17 protein-coding genes are annotated in these 17333 nt (G+C 64.4%); 13 read left to right on the top strand and 4 right to left on the bottom strand.

Annotated elements, in window-relative coordinates:
* The first annotated feature begins 10 nt into the window (after window positions 1-10).
* The 8 genes from VF617_RS09940 (at window position 11) to VF617_RS09905 (ending at window position 7873) form a co-directional block, all read left to right on the top strand.
* The gene (locus VF617_RS09940; protein ID WP_331014724.1) at window positions 11-1636 is read left to right on the top strand and encodes a PHA/PHB synthase family protein; all 1626 of its coding nucleotides are present in this window, start codon (window positions 11-13) and stop codon (window positions 1634-1636) included.
* 8 nt (window positions 1637-1644) lie between these two features.
* Window positions 1645-2670, top strand: a complete 1026-nt coding sequence (locus tag VF617_RS09935; RefSeq protein WP_331014847.1) for an enoyl-CoA hydratase/isomerase family protein — start codon at window positions 1645-1647, stop codon at window positions 2668-2670.
* The gene (locus VF617_RS09930) at window positions 2667-2912 is read left to right on the top strand and encodes a hypothetical protein (RefSeq protein WP_331014723.1); all 246 of its coding nucleotides are present in this window, start codon (window positions 2667-2669) and stop codon (window positions 2910-2912) included. Before VF617_RS09935 ends, VF617_RS09930 begins: the two co-directional genes overlap by 4 nt.
* Window positions 2909-3682 (top strand): enoyl-CoA hydratase, encoded by a 774-nt coding sequence (locus VF617_RS09925; RefSeq protein WP_331014722.1) that lies wholly within the window; start codon window positions 2909-2911, stop codon window positions 3680-3682. Before VF617_RS09930 ends, VF617_RS09925 begins: the two co-directional genes overlap by 4 nt.
* A complete protein-coding gene (gene mmsB / locus VF617_RS09920; RefSeq protein WP_331014721.1) occupies window positions 3600-4559 on the top strand; it encodes a 3-hydroxyisobutyrate dehydrogenase in 960 nt (319 codons plus the stop codon). The genes VF617_RS09925 and mmsB overlap by 83 nt, the downstream gene beginning before the upstream one ends.
* Window positions 4560-4594: 35 nt before the next feature.
* Window positions 4595-5518, top strand: a complete 924-nt coding sequence (locus VF617_RS09915; protein WP_331014720.1) for a right-handed parallel beta-helix repeat-containing protein — start codon at window positions 4595-4597, stop codon at window positions 5516-5518.
* Between the two features lie 73 nt (window positions 5519-5591).
* Entirely contained in the window at window positions 5592-7385 is a 1794-nt protein-coding gene (lepA, locus tag VF617_RS09910) for a translation elongation factor 4 (RefSeq protein WP_331014719.1), read from the top strand.
* Between the two features lie 113 nt (window positions 7386-7498).
* A complete protein-coding gene (locus VF617_RS09905; protein WP_331014718.1) occupies window positions 7499-7873 on the top strand; it encodes an STAS/SEC14 domain-containing protein in 375 nt (124 codons plus the stop codon).
* A 31-nt stretch (window positions 7874-7904) separates the two neighbouring features.
* Here the strand turns inward: VF617_RS09905 and VF617_RS09900 are convergent, their stop codons facing one another.
* The gene (locus VF617_RS09900) at window positions 7905-10568 is read right to left on the bottom strand and encodes a GAF domain-containing protein (protein WP_331014717.1); all 2664 of its coding nucleotides are present in this window, start codon (window positions 10566-10568) and stop codon (window positions 7905-7907) included.
* Window positions 10569-10734: 166 nt separating this feature from the next.
* On the opposite strand from VF617_RS09900, the gene VF617_RS09895 reads away from it, so the two are divergent.
* Window positions 10735-11829 carry an Ldh family oxidoreductase gene (locus VF617_RS09895; protein WP_331014716.1) on the top strand — a complete coding sequence of 365 codons (1095 nt, stop codon included), beginning with the start codon at window positions 10735-10737 and terminating at the stop codon, window positions 11827-11829.
* Here the strand turns inward: VF617_RS09895 and VF617_RS09890 are convergent.
* Both VF617_RS09890 and VF617_RS09885 read right to left on the bottom strand, forming a co-directional pair.
* Window positions 11813-12079 (bottom strand): hypothetical protein, encoded by a 267-nt coding sequence (locus VF617_RS09890; RefSeq protein WP_331014715.1) that lies wholly within the window; start codon window positions 12077-12079, stop codon window positions 11813-11815. The genes VF617_RS09895 and VF617_RS09890 overlap by 17 nt on opposite strands.
* A 44-nt stretch (window positions 12080-12123) precedes the next feature.
* Window positions 12124-12510 (bottom strand): hypothetical protein, encoded by a 387-nt coding sequence (locus tag VF617_RS09885; RefSeq protein ID WP_331014714.1) that lies wholly within the window; start codon window positions 12508-12510, stop codon window positions 12124-12126.
* Between the two features lie 189 nt (window positions 12511-12699).
* On the opposite strand from VF617_RS09885, the gene VF617_RS09880 reads away from it, so the two are divergent.
* On the top strand, window positions 12700-13044 hold the full coding sequence (locus tag VF617_RS09880; RefSeq protein ID WP_331014713.1) for a hypothetical protein: 345 nt from the start codon (window positions 12700-12702) through the stop codon (window positions 13042-13044).
* Window positions 13045-13367: 323 nt separating this feature from the next.
* On the opposite strand, the gene VF617_RS09875 is transcribed toward VF617_RS09880, so the two are convergent.
* Window positions 13368-13946 carry a hypothetical protein gene (locus VF617_RS09875; RefSeq protein ID WP_331014712.1) on the bottom strand — a complete coding sequence of 193 codons (579 nt, stop codon included), beginning with the start codon at window positions 13944-13946 and terminating at the stop codon, window positions 13368-13370.
* A gap of 146 nt (window positions 13947-14092) precedes the next feature.
* Between VF617_RS09875 and VF617_RS09870 the strand changes: the two genes are divergently transcribed.
* Genes VF617_RS09870 through VF617_RS09860 form a run of 3 tightly spaced genes read left to right on the top strand, consistent with a single transcriptional unit; the run spans window position 14093 to window position 17331 of the window.
* Entirely contained in the window at window positions 14093-14767 is a 675-nt protein-coding gene (locus tag VF617_RS09870) for a vWA domain-containing protein (protein ID WP_331014711.1), read from the top strand.
* 3 nt (window positions 14768-14770) lie between these two features.
* Entirely contained in the window at window positions 14771-15541 is a 771-nt protein-coding gene (locus VF617_RS09865) for a protein phosphatase 2C domain-containing protein (protein WP_331014710.1), read from the top strand.
* The gene (locus VF617_RS09860; protein WP_331014709.1) at window positions 15538-17331 is read left to right on the top strand and encodes a hypothetical protein; all 1794 of its coding nucleotides are present in this window, start codon (window positions 15538-15540) and stop codon (window positions 17329-17331) included. Before VF617_RS09865 ends, VF617_RS09860 begins: the two co-directional genes overlap by 4 nt.
* Window positions 17332-17333 lie beyond the last annotated feature (2 nt).

Here is a 17333-nt window from a genome sequence, read left to right as displayed (position 1 = left end):
GCAGAAAGCCATGCAAGCAATGCCAAAGGGTGGGACGTTACCCTTCGATCCCCTTGCCATCGTCCAGGCGGCGACTGAATTCGCGAACTCAATCAAGCCAGGCGACCTGCTTGAAGTCCAGCTTCAGGCCGCGCGGCAGTGGGGCGAGTTCTGGACGCGCGCGCTCAATCCCATGGCCGCCCCAAGGGAGAAGCCGCGCGACCGCCGCTTCGCCGCGCCCGAATGGCAGGACGATCCCTATTACCGCACCATCCGCGACGCCTATCTGCTCGCCTCCGATCAGCTCCGCGGGCTGGTCGCCAAGGGTGAAGGCGGCGCGATGGTCCGCTTCCTCCTCGATCAATATCTGAACGCCATAGCCCCAAGCAATTTCGCCGCGACCAACCCCGAAGTCGTCGCGCGCACGCAGGAATCCAAGGGCGCAAACCTAGTCCAGGGCTTCGCCAATCTGCTGGAAGACGTGGCGAGCGGCCAGGGCATCGTCCGCCGCCGCACCGATCCGGACGCCTTCGTAAAGGGCGAGACCATCGCCGCCACACCGGGGCAGGTCGTGTTTCAGAACGACCTGTTCCAGCTGATCCAATACGATCCCGCCACGCCGGATGTCTCCGCCCAGCCCCTGCTCTACGTGCCGCCGCTAGTGAACCGCTTCTACATGATCGACCTCGTGCCCAAATCGAGCCTGGTAAGATGGCTGGTCGATCAGGGCCGCACGGTGTTCGTCATTTCCTGGGTCAATCCCACAGAGGCGCAGCGCAACAAAGGCGTGCAGGAATATGTCCTCGAAGGCGTGGTCGAGGCCATCCAGATCGTCATTAAACGTACCAAGGCCAGGCCCGACCTGTTCGCCTTCTGCCTCGGCGGCACGCTCGTCGCGATCGCTTTGGCCTATCTCGCCGCCAAAGGCCGCGCCGAGGAAGTAAACAGTGCCACGCTGATCGGCTCGATGGTGGATTTCGCCGACATGCGCGACTGGTCGGCCTTCGTGCACGAAGGCCATCTGACCGCGCTGGAGGATCACCTCGAAGCGCAGGGCTTCATCGACAGCCTGGAGCTCCAGCGCCTGTTCGCGGCGATGCGCGCCAACGACCTGATCTGGTCGTCGGTGGTGAACCATTATTTGCTCGATAAGCCGGCACCCGCTTCAGACCTGCTCTATTGGTTCGAGGATGGCGCGCGCATTCCGGCGGCGTTTCTCAAATCGTACAACCGCGATATATTGTTCGACAACAAGCTGACCAAGCCCGCCGGCTTCGTGATTGACGGCACGCCCATCGATCTCGCCGCCATCAAGACCCCGATGATGGTCATCGCGCTCAAGGACGACCACGTCTCGGCATGGAGCGCGGTCTATGACGGCGCGAAGCTGCTCAACGCCGATTACGTCCTGGGTGGCTCAGGCCACAATGCCGGCGTGATCAACCCGCCCGCGGCCAACAAGCATGGCTATTGGACCAGCGACGCCAAGCCCGCGACTGCCGACGAGTGGCTGGAGAGCGCCAGCAAGCATGAGGGTTCGTGGTGGCCTTATTGGGATGCCTGGCTGATCGCGCACGGCTCCGGCGAACGCGTGCCCGCCCGCAAGATCAAGGATGGGCTTGAACCCGCTCCCGGTTCCTACGCTAAGGCGCCATGATGACTGCGATGTATGATGAAGTCCGCGCCCACACCGATGGGCAGGCCGGCCGCCTACGCCTCAATCGCCCGCGCGCACTCCATTCGCTCGATCGCGGGATGGTCCAGGCGATGACTCGTGCGCTGCTGGAATGGCGCGACGACCCGCAAGTCCGCATCGTGCTGATCGATCACGCGGAGGGCCGGGGTTTCTGCGCCGGCGGGGATGTGGTCGGCATCGCCAGCAGCGTCGAGGGCCATGAGGAGGCCGCGCGCGCCTTCTTCTTCGACGAATATCGCCTCAACCATCTGATGTACACCTATCCGAAGCCCGGTGTGGCCTTCATGGACGGCGTCACCATGGGCGGCGGCGTCGGCATCTCGTGTCCGTGCCGCTACCGCGTCGCGACCGAACGCACCGTCTTCGCGATGCCCGAGACCACGATCGGCATCTTCCCGGACGTCGGCGGCGGGCGCTACCTTTCGCGCCTCCGCGGCCGGCTCGCCCAATATCTCGCGCTCACCGGCGCGCGGCTCAATGGCGCCGAGTGCAAGGCTTTGCGGCTCGCCACGCATTATATTTCCTCGGATCGGCTCGGACCGGTTAAGGAGCGCATTGCCGCCGATCCGTTCCGCGTCGAAGCGATCCTCGACGAAGCATCGGACTATATGCCGCCCGAAGCCCCGATCATGGCGCGCCTGCCGCTGATCGACCGCTGCTTCGCCTCGGACGAGCTGGAGCAAATCCTGGCCTGCCTCGATGCGGAGGACGATCCCTGGGCAACCGACACCGCCGCGACAATCCGCGCCAAGTCCCCCACTGCTTGCAAGGTGTCGCTCCGCATGCTCGTCGAGAGCCCCAAGCAGCCGCATTTCGTAGACGAGATGCGGATGGAATATGGCCTGATGGTGCGCATGATCCGCTTCCCCGATTTCCGCGAAGGCGTCCGCGCGCTGTTGATCGACAAGGACAATGCGCCGGCCTGGGCGCCCGCCGCGGATGTCGCGCAGTTTTTCACCCCACTCCCCGCCGATGAGGCGTGGTCGCCGCTATGACGACAAACGGCAAGATTGCGCTGGCCATCTCAGCCCTATGGGTGGTTCCGCTGCCCATCGTGTTACTCGGAATTGGGATGTCCGGAGGGCGCGCCGTCTCTCCTACTGTGATGTGGCAGAACCTGTTGTCGCTCGATCCCGCGTTCCTGCTGCAGCTTTTTGTCTGGATTTACCTTCTGTTGCCACTGCTGGCGATCCTCGCGGTCGTCCGCAATCGGGATCGTGCGAAAGGATCAAAATGAGCTACGAAACCATCCTCGTCGAGCAGCGCGGCGCCGTCACGCTCGTCACGCTAAACCGGCCCCAGTCACTCAATGCGCTCAACAGCCGGATTCTGTCCGAGTTGCTCGAAGCAATGGCGGCGTTCGACAATGACCCGACCCAGGGCTGCGCGGTCATCACCGGCAGCGAAAAGGCCTTCGCCGCCGGCGCCGACATCAAGGAGATGCAGGCGCAGGGCTTTGCCGACATGTACGGCCATGATTTCTTCGCCGGCTGGGATGCGTTCACCCGCACCCGCAAGCCGGTCATCGCCGCGGTCTCGGGCTATGCGCTGGGCGGCGGCTGCGAGTTGGCGATGATGTGCGACTTCATCCTGGCCAGCGACACCGCCAAGTTCGGCCAGCCCGAAATCAAGCTCGCCGTCTCTCCCGGCATGGGCGGCTCGCAGCGCCTCACGCGCGCGGTGGGCAAGGCCAAGGCGATGGAAATGTGCCTCACCGGCCGCATGATGGACGCCGCCGAAGCCGAGCGCGCGGGGCTCGTCAGCCGTATCCTTCCTGCGGCCGATCTGGTCCAGGACGCCCTCAAGACCGCCGAGCTGATCGCCGCGATGGCGCCGCTGTCGATTTTGGCGAACAAGGAAATGGTCAACGCCGCATACGAAACCACGCTTGCGCAGGGCGTCCAGTTCGAGCGCCGGCTGTTTCATGCCCTGTTCGGCACGGCGGACCAGAAGGAGGGCATGGCCGCCTTCGTCGAGAAGCGCCCCGGCAATTGGACGGGGAAGTAAAATGGCGCGCATAGCATTTATCGGCCTTGGCAATATGGGCGGCGGAATGGCCGCTAACCTCGCGAAGAACGGCCACGATGTCCGCGCGTTCGACCTGAGCCAGGAGGCGCTCGACCGCGCCAAGGCCGCGGGCTGCCTGCCCGCCGCCACCGCCGCGGAGGCCATTTCCGGCGCCGAGGCCGTCATCACGATGCTTCCGGCGGGCAAGCATGTCGAAGCCGTCTATACCGAAACTGTGTTCGATGCGGCCGAAGCCGGTGCGATCCTGATCGATTGCTCGACGATCGATGTCGATACCGCCCGCCGCGTCGCCGCAGCCGCCGCAGCACGGGGGCTGACGGCGGTCGATGCGCCGGTCTCGGGCGGGATCGCCGCGGCTAATGCCGGCACGCTCACCTTCATGGTGGGCGGCAGCGCAGCGGGCTTTGAGCGTGCCGAGCCTTTCCTGTCGGACATGGGCAAGGCCATGATCCACGCGGGAGCAGGCGGCGCGGGTCAGGCCGCGAAGATATGCAACAACATGCTGCTCGGCGCGACGATGATAGCCACTTGCGAAGCCTTCGCGCTTGCCGAAAAGCTCGGACTCGATCTTCAGAATTTCTATGATATCGCCTCGATAAGCTCCGGGCAGAGCTGGTCGATGACCAGCTATTGCCCTGTCCCCGGCATAGGCCCCGAGACGCCGGCCGATCGCGACTATGCCGGCGGGTTTGCGGCGCCACTGATGCTCAAGGACCTCCGCCTTGCGATGGAGGCCTCTGCGAGCACGGGCGCGGACACTCCGATGGGCAGACGTGCCGCCGAGCTTTACGAAGCCTATGTCGCTGGCGAAGGCGCGGACAAGGACTTCTCGGGGATCATCCAGACGCTGAGGTAGCATCGTCTTAACCGACGCGGCGCATACTTCCCCGCATGCGCCCCGCCATCCTCCTCCTCGCTCTCGCGACTCCCGCCGCCGCGCAGCAGGCGCGTGCTCCCTTCACGATCGCAGAGACCGGCGAGGGTTTTGCTACCCTCGACGAAGCCGTGACTGCGGTTCGCGACAGTGAGGCGACCATCCTGATCGCGCCCGGCACCTATCGCCAATGCACCGTCCAGCAGGGGGGCAAGATCACCTTCAAGGCCATCCAGCCCGGCACGGCGATATTCGAGAGCGAGACCTGCGAAGACAAGGCCGCCCTCGTCCTTCGCGGGCGCGGCTCGGCAGTCGATGGCCTGGTCTTCCGCGGCTACAGCGTCAGTGACGGCAACGGCGCCGGCATCCGCATCGAGATGGGCGATCTGCTCGTCACCAATTCGATGTTCCTCGATAGCCAGGAAGGCATTCTCGGCGGGGGACACGAGACCGTGCGCAATATCACTATCGAACGCACCACCTTCGCGGGTCTCGGCCAATGCGAGACCGAGAATTGCAGCCATTCGATCTATCTGGGGCTGAACGGCAAAGTGACGGTGCGCAATTCGCGTTTCGAGCGCGGCACCGGCGGGCATTATGTGAAGATCCGAGCTCCACAGGTAGAAATCATCGACAACAGCTTCGACGACAGCAGCGGCAAGGGCACCAACTACATGATCGACCTTTCCGAAGGCGGATCTGGCACCATCGCCCGCAACACGTTCGTGCAGGGGCCGAACAAGGAGAACAGCTCGGGGCTCATCGTCGTCGCCGCGGAGGCGCGGACCTATGGCTCGAACGGCCTGACCGTGACCGACAATGTCGCCAGCATGGCCCCCGGCGCCCCGGGCAATCCGGCCTTCGTCGCCGATCTGAGCCGCTCGAACATCCGCCTGGCGGGCAATCGGCTGAGCGGCATGCGCGAATTCGAGCGCCGCTGAGCTTCGCAGCCCCGGCCAGGCCTGCCCGCAAGCCCTTCGCAATGCGCCTCGCCCCTGCTAACGCGCCACCAACATGGCGACCGAACTCTCCCGCATCCGCAATTTCAGCATCATCGCGCACATCGATCATGGCAAATCGACGCTGGCCGACCGCCTGATCCAGACCACCGGGGGCCTTCAGGCCCGCGAAATGTCCGCGCAAGTCCTCGACAATATGGATATCGAGAAGGAGCGGGGGATCACGATCAAGGCGCAGACCGTGCGCCTCGACTGGAAGGGGCACGTCCTCAACCTGATGGACACCCCCGGCCATGTCGACTTCGCCTATGAAGTGAGCCGCAGCCTGGCCGCATGCGAAGGGGCGCTGCTGGTGGTCGACGCCGCGCAGGGCGTCGAGGCGCAGACGCTGGCGAATGTCTATCAATCGATCGAGCATGATCACGAGATCATCCCGGTGATCAACAAGGTCGATCTGCCCTCTGCCGAACCCGAGAAAGTGCGCGCCGAGATCGAGGAGATCATCGGACTCGACGCATCCAACGCCGTGCTTACCAGCGCCAAATCGGGGATCGGCATCGAGGAAGTGCTCGATGCGGTGATCGAGCGCATCCCCCCGCCCAAGGGCGACGCCGACGCGCCGCTCAAGGCGATGCTAGTCGATAGCTGGTACGATCCGTATCTGGGCGTCGTCATCCTGATCCGCGTGATCGACGGATCGATCCGCAAGGGCCAGCAAATCAAGTTCATGCAGGAAGGCTCGGTCCATCTGGTCGATCGGGTCGGCTGCTTCCGCCCAAAGATCGAGCAGCTCAGCGACCTCGGTCCCGGCGAAATCGGCTTCATCACCGCGCAGATCAAGGAAGTCGCGCAGACCCGCGTGGGCGACACGATCACCGATGCCAAGCGCCCTGCGGCGCAGGCGCTAGAGGGCTTCAAGGAAGTCCAGCCGGTGGTGTTCTGCGGGCTCTTCCCGGTCGATGCCGCTGATTTCGAAAAATTGCGCGAGAGCATCTCCAAGCTGCGGCTCAACGACGCCAGCTTCTCGTTCGAGATGGAGACCAGTGCGGCTCTGGGCTTCGGCTTTCGCTGCGGATTCCTGGGGCTGCTCCATCTGGAGATCATCCAGGAGCGGCTGACCCGCGAATATGATCTTGACCTGATCACGACCGCGCCGAGCGTGGTCTACAAGATCGAGCTCGCGCACAATGCCGGCAATATCGAGCTGCACAATCCCGCCGACATGCCCGATCCCACGCGCATCGCCGAAATCGAGGAACCGTGGATCCAGGCGGTGATCTATGTGCCCGACGAATATCTGGGCTCGATCCTGAAGCTCTGCCAGGAGCGGCGCGGCATCCAGAAGAACCTGACCTATGTCGGCGGTCGCGCGCAGGTGACCTATGAGCTGCCGCTAAACGAAGTGGTGTTCGATTTCTACGACCGGCTGAAAAGCATAAGCCGTGGCTATGCCAGCTTCGATTACGAACAGATCGGCCACCGCGCCGGCGACCTCGTCAAGATGGGCATCCTGGTCAATAACGAGCCGGTCGATGCGCTCAGCATGATCGTCCATCGCGGCACCGCCGAAAGCCGCGGGCGCGGCATGTGCGAGCGTCTCAAGGACCTGATCCCGCGCCACCTGTTCAAGATCCCTATCCAGGCGGCGATCGGCGGCAAGGTGATCGCCCGCGAGACGATCGCGGCGATGCGCAAGGACGTGACCGCCAAATGCTATGGCGGCGACGCGACGCGCAAGAAGAAGCTGCTGGAGAAGCAGAAAGAAGGCAAGAAGCGGATGCGGGAATATGGCAGCGTGAGCATTCCGCAAGAGGCGTTTATCGCGGCGCTCAGGATGGGCGAGGAATAGGCTCGGCCCGGGGAAGCCGCTATACGCACCGTGGATATACTCTATTCGATTTTACCGAGTTTTAAATCTGGCGCGCCTAGCCTGTGATTCTTGCACACAGGTCGAGTAATTTCATGTTCGAGATCGAGACCAGCCACCCGGACCGCCTCATTTCCCTTCGCATGAGTGGGGCATTCAGTATCGAAGAGGCGCGCGCGTGCGCGGCGGCAAAGGAGGAGGCGGTGGCCAGCATCGGCCCGCCTTATGTCCACTCGACCCTCGTCGATGTTCGCGACTTCCGGGTCCAGCCACAGGAAATCTTCGCGATCTTCACCAGCTTTGTCGCCACGACCCGGCACAAGTCACGCAAGATCGCTATCGTCGGCGGGGAGGGCACGGCGAGGATGCAATTCCGCCGGGTGGCCGAGCGGGAGCCATTGCGCGACGACATGCGCTTTTTCGCCGACCTAGGTGACGCACGCGACTGGCTTCGGGAAAACGCCGAGTAGCGAGTCCCATCATGCGGCGCCGCGCATGCGCTCAGCCGGTTTTCCGATCCGATAGCATTGCCCCCATGGCTTCCATCAGGCTCTGTGCGTCATATGGCTTCGGCAGCACCGTGAAGTCGTGTTCGTTCTTCAATATCTCTTCACTATATCCCGTCGCCAGCAGCACGGGCAGGCCGGGCATCCTTTCGCGCAGGATGCGCGCCAGTTCGACGCCCGTGATTCCCGGCATCACCACGTCGGTCAGCACGAGGTCGACCGTCTCGGTTTCGAGCAGCGATAGTGCCTCGCTCGCTCCTTGCGCGGGAGCGACCAGGCAGCCGAGGTCGGCCAGCAGTTCGCAGGCGAATTCGCGCACCTGCTGATTGTCTTCCACCAGAAGCACTCGCGTACCCCGCGGCAATCTTGCAATGGGGCGCTCGTCGAGCTGTGGAGGGGCCGCCTCTTCGGTAGCCGGCAGGAAGATATGGATCGTGGTGCCTTCGCCTTCCCGCGATTCAATTTCCACGCGTCCGCCAGCCTGGGCTGCGAAGCCGTGGATCTGGGATAGCCCCAGGCCGGTTCCCTTGCCGACTTCCTTCGTGGTGAAGAAGGGCTCGAACGCGCGCTCGATCACGCGCTGGGGCATTCCCATCCCTTCGTCGCGGATCGAGACGCAGATCATGCCTTGCGCGTCCCCGCTCGTCACTGTGGTCACGATTTCGATCCGGCCGCCACTGGGCATCGCATCGCGCGCATTGACGGCCGCGTTGAGCACCGCGGTCTCCAATTGGGTGGGATCGACTTTCACTCGGCCAGGGTGCGAGCCGAGCCGAAGCGAGACGTGGATCTGGCTGCCCAGCGTTCGCTCGAGCACCTTGGCGAAGGAATCGAGGCTCGCGTCGAGATCGATGACCTGGGGCTTGATCGCCTGGCGGCGGCCAAAGGCAAGCAGTTGCTGGGTCAAGGTCGTCGCCCGCCTGGCGGTGTCGGCGATTCCCTCCAGATATTGCCGGCGCTTGTTTTCCGAGAGGTCACCCCGACGCAGCAGAATTTCGGCGGAACCGGAGACCACGGTCATCAAATTATTGAAGTCGTGGGCGATCCCGCCGGTCAGTTCGCCCAGCGCCTGAAGCTTCTGCGATTGCGCCAGCGCGTCATGCGCCTGCTTCAGCTCGGTGGTGCGTTCCTGAACGCGCTGCTCCAGCGTTTCTCTCGATTGCTGAACCGCGCTGTAAAGCCGCGCATTGTCGATCGAGACGGCCGCCTGACCCGCGATCCCGACGATCAGCCGTTCGTGGCGCTCGGTAAAGCGCGCGGCTTCGGGGTGGCCGAAGAGGAGTCCGCCAATCACTTCGCCCGATCTGCTCCGGACGGGAACGGCCAGATATGAAACGACGGGCAAATGGCCCGCCGGCATCCCGAAATGGGGGGAATTATGGCCGTATCTCGCATCCTGGGTAATGTCGTCCGATCGGATGATGCACTCGCCCGCGAACGTCGCATGAAAGACAGCCGTGTTTCGCGGCATGCCGAAATCGAATTGCGAGCGATGCGCTCCCGAGAGCGTGAAGAGCATGTAGCTCTCGCCGTCCGCCTTGATGACGTTGTAGAAAAACGCCCCGAATTGGGCCCCCGTCAGGCTCACGCCGGCGTCCGTGACGCTCTGGACGATGCTTTCCACGTCCAGTTGCGCGGCAAGGCCCGAGCCCGTTTCGTTCAGCGCTTCGAGGATGCGCGTCTCCTCGCGAAGCGCGTCGGCGGCCGCGCGCTCTTCGGTAACGTCGGTGTGCACGCCGACCCACTCTGTAATGCTCCCGTCACTGCCTAGTACCGGGATTGCGCGGACGGAAAATAGCCGCCAGGCGCCATCGGAACGCTTGACCCGATGCTCGAACACGAATGGCGTGCAGTGCCGCACTGCCTCGTTCCAGGCCTGGATCGTCGGTTCGGCATCGTCCGGATGCACCGCGGTGGCCCAGCCGTGGCCCTGATATTCTTCCAAGCTCTGGCCGGTCAGGGCGGCCCAGCCGGGCTGTTCGCCGATCATCCGGCCCTGTGGGTCGTTGGTCCAGACGACGCCCCTAGTGGCCTGGACCGCTGCTCGAAACCTTCCGTTGCTCAGACGCAACTCGGCCTCGGCGCGAACACGCTCGACATGCGCCCAGGATCGATCGGTAACTTCCTGAATTACTTCGAGTTCATAGTCCGACCAATAATGCGGGGCCTTGTCGTGGATCGCCATCAGCGCCACCAGGCGGCCCGCCTTCACCAGCGGCATGCAGATCGTCGCCGCGATGCCTATATCCTGGAAGGTCTTGGCCTCGTGCGGCGCGATCTCGCGGAGATTGTCGTTGATGATCAGCGGCCGGCCCGCCTTCAACTCCTGAACCGCCAGCGTGCCGAAATCCGCCAGGCTGTAATGGCCGACAATGGAAGGGGAGTTGGGCGCGTGCCAGTTTCCGCGGATGGTGAAGCCATCCTCGTCTTCGTCCATATCGGCATAGGCACAGTTGGAAAGGCCGAGATGCTCGGCGGTCAGCCTTGTGGTCGTGGCCAGAATTTCGTCCGCGCTGGCGGACTTTGAGGCTAGCTGGCTCAGCCTGTCGAGAAAACTGAAGAGCGGCTCGAGCGCCTTGTCGCGCTCACTGCTTACCTCGCGCGATGTCGCGTTTGCGCCCACGGGGCCGGGGCTGTCCTGCATAACCAAATACCGCACTCCGAGCCGCCCCGTCCACCGGACTAACGGGAATCGCCGCAATTTCAATATGGGCCGCGAAGCGTGCATGTGGGCCGGCCCCAAGTTGGCGCGGCGAGGGATGGGATTGCGCAGCGGTCGTTACCCAATCTAGGCCAGGTTACGTTAGATCTAGACGAGGCTCGCGATGTCCGAAACCTTCTATGTGGTTCCTGAAGCGTACCATGAGGCATTGGTCGCCGCCGCGTTCAGGAAGCGGGGCTTCTCGCAAGCCGAGGCGAATGCCGGCGTGCGGCTCGCCGCCGATGCAACCCGCCACGGTGTGCGGACCCATGCCGGGCTGAAGGCGCTGCACCTCGATCACGCGATCGGTTCCACCAGCGGGGGCTGTGTGCCTTGCGCGAAGATCGAGAAGGCCCCGAGCCGATTCAAGGCGGCGGAAGTGTGGAACGCGAATCGCAAGCATGGCCAGGCCACCGCCTATGCCGCGATCGAGCGCGCGATGAAGCTCGCCGACCGATATGGCGTGGGCATGATCAGCGTGGACAACGCCTTTCATTATCTCTGGGGCGGCGGCTATGTGATGGAGGCCGCGCGGCGAGGCTATATGGCCTATACCAATTGCACCGCGGCAGTGTCCGAAGTCGTGCCCTATGGCGGCAAGTTCCCCACTCTCGGGACCAACCCGCACTCCTGGGGTTTTCCGACTACCGACGCCCTTGGCTATCCGGTGGTCATCGACTGGGCCACATCGGTGGTCGCCATGGGCCGGGTCCAGCAACTGGCTCGCGAAGGCAAGCCACTGCCCGAGGGAGTGGCGCTAGACATTGAGGGCAGGCCGACGACAGACCCCCGGAAGGTTCGCTCGCTGATCCCGTTCGGAGCGCACAAGGGCTACAGCCTCTCGCTGATCGACGAGATCGTCGGCGCGTTTATCGGCGGCTCGCTGCCCACCTTGCGCAATCGGGCGCCGGTGCCCGAAGGCGAAAAGCGCACCTGCACCTTTTTCTTCCAGGTATGGCATCCCGAGGCCATGAACGGCCGGGCCTTCGCCAAAGGGCGCAATCAGGTGGAAAACGTTCGCGCCGTCGTCCGGGATATTCTCGGCCATGGCAATGAAAACGCCGTCCTCCCGGGTCAGAACGCTGCCAAATTCGCCGCCAGGTGCGACAGGAATGGTGGCCTGCTCTTCTCCGAAGCAGAAATCCTTGCCTTCGGTGAAATCAGCGCCGAGATCGGCACGCGGCCCTGGGCGCTGGGCGATTTCAAGGTTGCCGAGTAACCACGGCCGCCGCCACCTGCGCCGCATGCGGGCGGCCCGGTATCGTCAAATGGGTCGGATCCTGGAACAGTTCGGGACGACCGAGGAATGCCGTCCAGAAATCGATGACGGGCAATTTTCTTTCCACCGCGACGCGGCCCGTTTCGTCCCGCACACGGCGGTAATTGGCGTCCTGGTCGAGGGGACCCCGGGGAATCGGTAGCGCCAGGTAAATTCGGGGCGCGCTCGCAAAGGCGCCGATGCGATCCACCAGCCTGCGCAGGTCTGGCGCGAAGCTGTCCAGGCTGATTTGGGTCAGCGGCTCGTGGTCCCCGAATGGACCCAGCCGACGATGTTCGGAGAAAACGCCTCCGCCAGCTTCAGCTCTTCGCTGCGCAGGATTGCTTTTGGGTTTTCCAGGGCATGATGGATTACTGTACCGCGCGGGTGGCCGAAATTGCCGATCCGGTATTTCGAACCGCCGCCATAGAGCATGCCGCCGCCGGTCGGGTGCGGCATCGGGTCGATCCTGAAGTCGCCATCCAGTGTTTCCCCGAGTAGCTGCGGGAATTCCGGATCATTTTCGCGGTGCAGACTGTGCACGATCTGCTCGCCAATGACCGCGATTTTTACAGGCGACGCCCGGGCGAAGGCGGGCAGACCCAGGGCGACCGTTCCCGCGCCGCCTGCCAGGATCGCCAAAGTCGTTCGGCGTGTCTGCCTCACAAGCATTCTCCTCGTTTCGGGAAGGATGACACCACTCGCGCGAAAAGCTAGGCGCTCGCGACATTTTGCCGCAGCTGGGAACGGGCCGCCAATTCGGCCTCACGCTTATCACTCGGAACCTCCAGCCTTTTTGCGCGCTTGGCGTAGCGAAAAAAGGGGAAGTTGATGAGTATCATGAATCTGGCGCGCGCGTCGTATCTGGGCATGGGCCTTTATATCCTGTCGCTGGGCCTCCTGATTCTCCTGGCGCCTGGAATATTGTCCGCGGCGACGGCGGCGATCGGGGCGCTTGCCTTGGCCTCCATCGTCTCGAAGGGGTGGAAGACCGGCCTGACGGTCTTGATCCTCATCATGCTGGCGACCTTCGTCCTCGCCATGATCCTGGTCGCGCTTGGAAGCTTCGCGCTCCTGCCGGTTAGCCTGTTGCAGTTTTTAGCGGTGGGTTGCCTCGACCATCGGGCGACGGGAGACTGCGCAACCGATCTCCTCCTGGCGCGGATGCGCCCCTGATTTTTGCGATTTGGTAAACCAGGCACTATGCTAACTTATGATAAGTACAATGTTTACATTGCTTTAGCTAAAGTGAAGTATCTCCGATCTGCGCTCGGGTGATTGCCGAGGGCGGGACCGGCGCTACCTTGCGCCGTCCCGGACATCGCAGGAGGCTTTTATGGGCCAAGACGCTGACAAGGACCGTCGCGCAAACGACCGTCGCCAAAATGCCGATCAGAGCTATGCCGCGCCCGATCGCCGGCAGAATGACCGTCGCACCGCGAGGGCGCCAAAGGATCTCTCGTCTCTGGAGCGTTAGGACTAGCAGCGGAGTTCCCCGATCAGCCGTCGCGCGACATCGCCGCGCGCAGTTCACTCATCCGCGTGTCGAGCCGGGCGATCCGCCGCTGGTCCTCGGCCGAGAAGAGCGGGAGCACTTCCACCCCGGGATACCAATAAAGATCGGTGATGTCGGCGCGCTGGCCGACCAGCTCGATATATTCGGCCGCCAGGGCATTGCCAGCATCCGGCGCCATCACATTGCGGCGGTAGGTGGCGGGATCGTAGACTGCGTCCGGATCGGGCAAAAACAGGGTGTGCGGCGGATCGCCAAGCTGCGGCGTCACATCGACCAGACTGCCGTCCGCGCGGCGCCAGACAGCATGGTGCTCGGCTTCGAACCAGCGGCCGGGCCATCGCCAGATCGCCCAGCCATAAGCCGCCTCGCCCCCTTGCGCTCCGGCCTGGATGACAGAATTGTCGAAACAATACGCCACCTTGGCATGCGCGGCGGGATCGACCGGCACGTAAAGCGGCTCGGCGGAGGAAATGGTTGCGCAGAAAGCGCGCGTTGCTGCGTCGATTTCGGCGGGCGGGCCGAGGATGACGGCGGGCGGGATTTGCTGAGTCGGGCGTTGCATGATTGTGCCGCTAATAGAGCGCCTTGGCGTGTGGTGATAGCGTCGTCCGTAAATGGGGCGCGGCGCCGGCCTTGCCCTGCGGTGCGAATCCGCGCCATATCAATTCAGGGCACGCCCGATTCCGGGAGCGTGCGGAGGAGTGCCAGGTGAATCTGATTCCGGACGTGGCGCTGGCCGAGAATACCAGCCAGCGGCTGCCGTGCGTAGTGGTGCTCGACGGATCGAGTTCGATGATAGGCGCGGCGATCGAAGCGCTCAACGAGGGGCTCAAGCTGCTCGAGAGCGATCTCAAGGCCGATGATGTCGCCCGCCAGCGCGTGCGCGTGCTGTTGCTGCGCGTAGGCGCGCCGCACGATGTGGAGGTAGTGACCGACTGGGTCGATGCGATCGAGTTCGAAGCGCCCGAGATCGAGGCCAATGGGACCACGCCGCTGGGCGCAGGCGTTCGCCGCGCGCTCGACGAGATCGAGGCCGAGAAAGCGCGCTATCGCGATCACGGCATTCCCTATAACCGCCCCTGGCTGTTCGTGCTGACCGACGGCGAGCCGACGGACCGCGACTGGGAAGCGGCTGCCGACGAATGCCGCGCGGCAGAGGAATCGGGGCGGGTTTCGGTGTTCTGCGTCGGCGTCGGCGATGCCAATATGGGAAAGCTGGCCCGGTTCAGTCCGCGCCAGCCGCTTGCGCTGAACGGGCTCGCGTTCCGCGAATTCTTCCTGTGGCTCAGCCGTAGCGCCCGCGCCGGATCGCAGTCCGCACCGTCCGAGAATATCCAGATGGCCGCGCCTAGCGGCTGGGCCATGATTCCGGGAGGGGTTTGACCCATGGAGCCTCCGGCGTGGCGTGTGGCGGGGAGCTCGGTAACGGGCTCGGCGCATGCGTCCGCAGGGGGCGAGTGCCAGGACCGGCACCGTGTGGAAGTCACGCGCAAGGGATTGCTGATCGCGGTGGTTTCCGACGGGGCGGGCTCAGCTCGGTTCGGGGGCGAAGGCGCTGGACTGCTTTGCGATGCGGTCGCGGCCGCACTGCTGGCGCTGCCGCCGGTCAATCCCGACGCCGGGCGGAGCGCACTGCTGGCCGGGTGCCGCGCAGTATGTCGCGGGGTCGCGGCGGCGCAGGGCGCGGTCTCGGAGCTGGCGGCTGAGCGCTCCGTGGGTATCGAGGCGTTCCACGCCACTTTGGTCGGCGCGGCGATGCTGCCGGGCAGGGGCGGACTGTTTTTCCATATCGGCGACGGCGCGGCGTTGGCGCTCGGCGAAAGCGGGTGGACGCTATCCGCGCCGCGCAATGGCGAATATGCCGACACGACCTGGTTCTTCACCGACCCGGCCTGGCGTCGGCGGCTGCGCTTCACGCGGATCGGCGCGGATACCGATACGGTCTTCGTCATGAGCGACGGAGTGACCGAGCTCGGGCTGAAGCATGAGGGGGGCGGAGCTGAGCCGTTCATGCCCTTTTTCGAGCCGATCGGGCGCTTTCTGGCGCAGGCCAGCCGCGCGGAGGGCGAGCAGGCGCTGAGCGCGACCCTAGACAGCGAAGCGGTTCGCGCGAAGACGGCCGACGACAAGACCCTTATCTGGGCGCAGGCGCGGTGAGTGAGGTCTATCAAGGGCGGGGCAGGGGGCGGCGGCCGCTTCGATTGGGCGCGATGCTCGGCGAGGGCGCATCGGGCAAGGTATATGCCATTGCGGGCGCGCCAGGGACTGCGGCCAAGCTCTATCACACGACGGAGGAAGCGCGGCGCTACGAAACCAAGATCGAAGCGATGCTGAACAACCCGCCCGTGCTGCCGCCGGCGGCGCATGACGGCGCCGATTATCCCCAGATCGCGTGGCCCCAGGCCAAGTTGCACGATCCCGCCGGCAATTTCATCGGCTTCCTGATGCCTGAAGTGGATTTCGCCCGATCCGCCAGCCTGGTGAACTTGCTCCAGAAGTCCAGCCGGCGGCTGGAGGGGATCAGCGAATATTACGGCTATCGCGTGCTGGTCGCCCGCAACCTGGCCTCGATCTTCGCCGAGCTGCACCGTGCCGGGCACCACATGATCGATCTGAAGCCGGCCAACCTGCGCTTCTATCCGGCCATGAGCTGGATGGCGGTGGTAGACGCCGATGGCTTCAGCATCGCGGGGGCCAACGGCCGTATCGCCGCGAACCAACTCAGCGACGAATATATCGCGCCGGAAAGCTGGAACCGCAAACCGGCCGAACTTGGACTGGCGCAAGACCTGTTCGCGCTGGCGGCCATTATCTTCCAACTGCTCAACAACGGCGTCCACCCTTTCGCCGGAACTGCCGCGGGCAGCGCCGCCACCGACCTGCAGGCACGCATTCGCGAAGGGCTCTACCCTTATGCCATCGAGCCGCGCCCGGGCGTGACCCCGAGCAAGGCCAGCGTGCACCGGATGTTCCGCCGCGCGACACGGGCGATGTTCGACGCGGCGTTCCTCACCGCGCGGCGACCGGCGGCGGCTGAATGGCGCGATCATCTGGATCTGCTCCTCGCGCAACTTACACCGTGCTCGTCGCGGCCAGGCGAGCATATGCATTTCGGCGCGGGATGCGGGTTCTGCGGGCACGAGGCGCGCATGGAGGCGGTGCGGACCCAGCCACGGCGTATTAGGCCACACCCGCCAGCAGTGCGCTCCCGCCCGCGGGCTGCGTCGCCGCTTCCCCTGCCGCTCCCGCGGACGATTCCTCGCTTCACCCATGCCCCCGCCCGCGCGCGCCCGCGTGTGGGGTTCATATTGCGCAGTTCGGCGCTTGCGGCAGTCGTCGCCACGCTGGCGATTGGATCGGGCGGCATTTGGCAGCAACTTCAGGCGCGCCGGGCCCCAGCGGAGACGCTGGCGGTTCTCTCGACGCGCTTTGCGAACGAGTCCACCCCCTTCTCCAGCCCGCGCGAATATATGGTCCTGCCCCATGCCGACGGACGGCCGATACCGCTGCGCGAGGGACCGGGGAGCGGCTATGCCTCGCAGGTCAGCGTCGGAGCGGAGGATCTGCTAACGGGTAGCGCGACCGCGACTTCGCACGATGGCGTCATCTGGGTGATGGTCACGCGCGCCGATGGGGAAACGGGTTTCGTTCCGCAGGAGCGTATCATTGAGAGCGACGCAGTGGTCACGGCAATCGCTTGTCCGGAAGGGAAGACCTGCGAAGACGGCATGATCGCAGCCCATGAAGGGGCGCTTGGGGAGCGGTTTCGCAATTTGCTGGCGCGTGCGGCCCCGAAGCAGCGGGCCGGGCTCGAGGCAGGGCAGCGGGCCTGGCAAGCACATCGGCTGGCGTGCGGCGACACCTCCCTGCCGCTGGATTGCCGCATCAGGCTGGCGGTCGAGCGCTGGGGCGCTCTAGACGATTATCTGGTGAAACGCGGCGGGTAATC

Origin of the sequence: Sphingomonas sp., assembly GCF_036388215.1 — a bacterium.
Taxonomy (GTDB): Bacteria; Pseudomonadota; Alphaproteobacteria; order Sphingomonadales; family Sphingomonadaceae; genus Sphingomonas.
The sequence above is the reverse complement of the archived record's forward strand: the minus strand, read 5'-3'. Positions and strand labels throughout refer to the sequence as shown.

Bases quoted from the DNA above. Each gene is read 5' to 3' on its own strand.
- VF617_RS09940 (WP_331014724.1), top strand. From the start codon at position 11: ATGCAAGCAATGCCAAAGGGTGGGACGTTACCCTTCGATCCCCTTGCC.
- VF617_RS09935 (WP_331014847.1), top strand. From the start codon at position 1,645: ATGTATGATGAAGTCCGCGCCCACACCGATGGGCAGGCCGGCCGCCTA.
- VF617_RS09930 (WP_331014723.1), top strand. From the start codon at position 2,667: ATGACGACAAACGGCAAGATTGCGCTGGCCATCTCAGCCCTATGGGTG.
- VF617_RS09925 (WP_331014722.1), top strand. From the start codon at position 2,909: ATGAGCTACGAAACCATCCTCGTCGAGCAGCGCGGCGCCGTCACGCTC.
- mmsB (WP_331014721.1), top strand. From the start codon at position 3,600: ATGCCCTGTTCGGCACGGCGGACCAGAAGGAGGGCATGGCCGCCTTCG.
- VF617_RS09915 (WP_331014720.1), top strand. From the start codon at position 4,595: ATGCGCCCCGCCATCCTCCTCCTCGCTCTCGCGACTCCCGCCGCCGCG.
- lepA (WP_331014719.1), top strand. From the start codon at position 5,592: ATGGCGACCGAACTCTCCCGCATCCGCAATTTCAGCATCATCGCGCAC.
- VF617_RS09905 (WP_331014718.1), top strand. From the start codon at position 7,499: ATGTTCGAGATCGAGACCAGCCACCCGGACCGCCTCATTTCCCTTCGC.
- VF617_RS09895 (WP_331014716.1), top strand. From the start codon at position 10,735: ATGTCCGAAACCTTCTATGTGGTTCCTGAAGCGTACCATGAGGCATTG.
- VF617_RS09880 (WP_331014713.1), top strand. From the start codon at position 12,700: ATGAGTATCATGAATCTGGCGCGCGCGTCGTATCTGGGCATGGGCCTT.
- VF617_RS09875 (WP_331014712.1), bottom strand. From the start codon at position 13,946: ATGCAACGCCCGACTCAGCAAATCCCGCCCGCCGTCATCCTCGGCCCG.
- VF617_RS09865 (WP_331014710.1), top strand. From the start codon at position 14,771: ATGGAGCCTCCGGCGTGGCGTGTGGCGGGGAGCTCGGTAACGGGCTCG.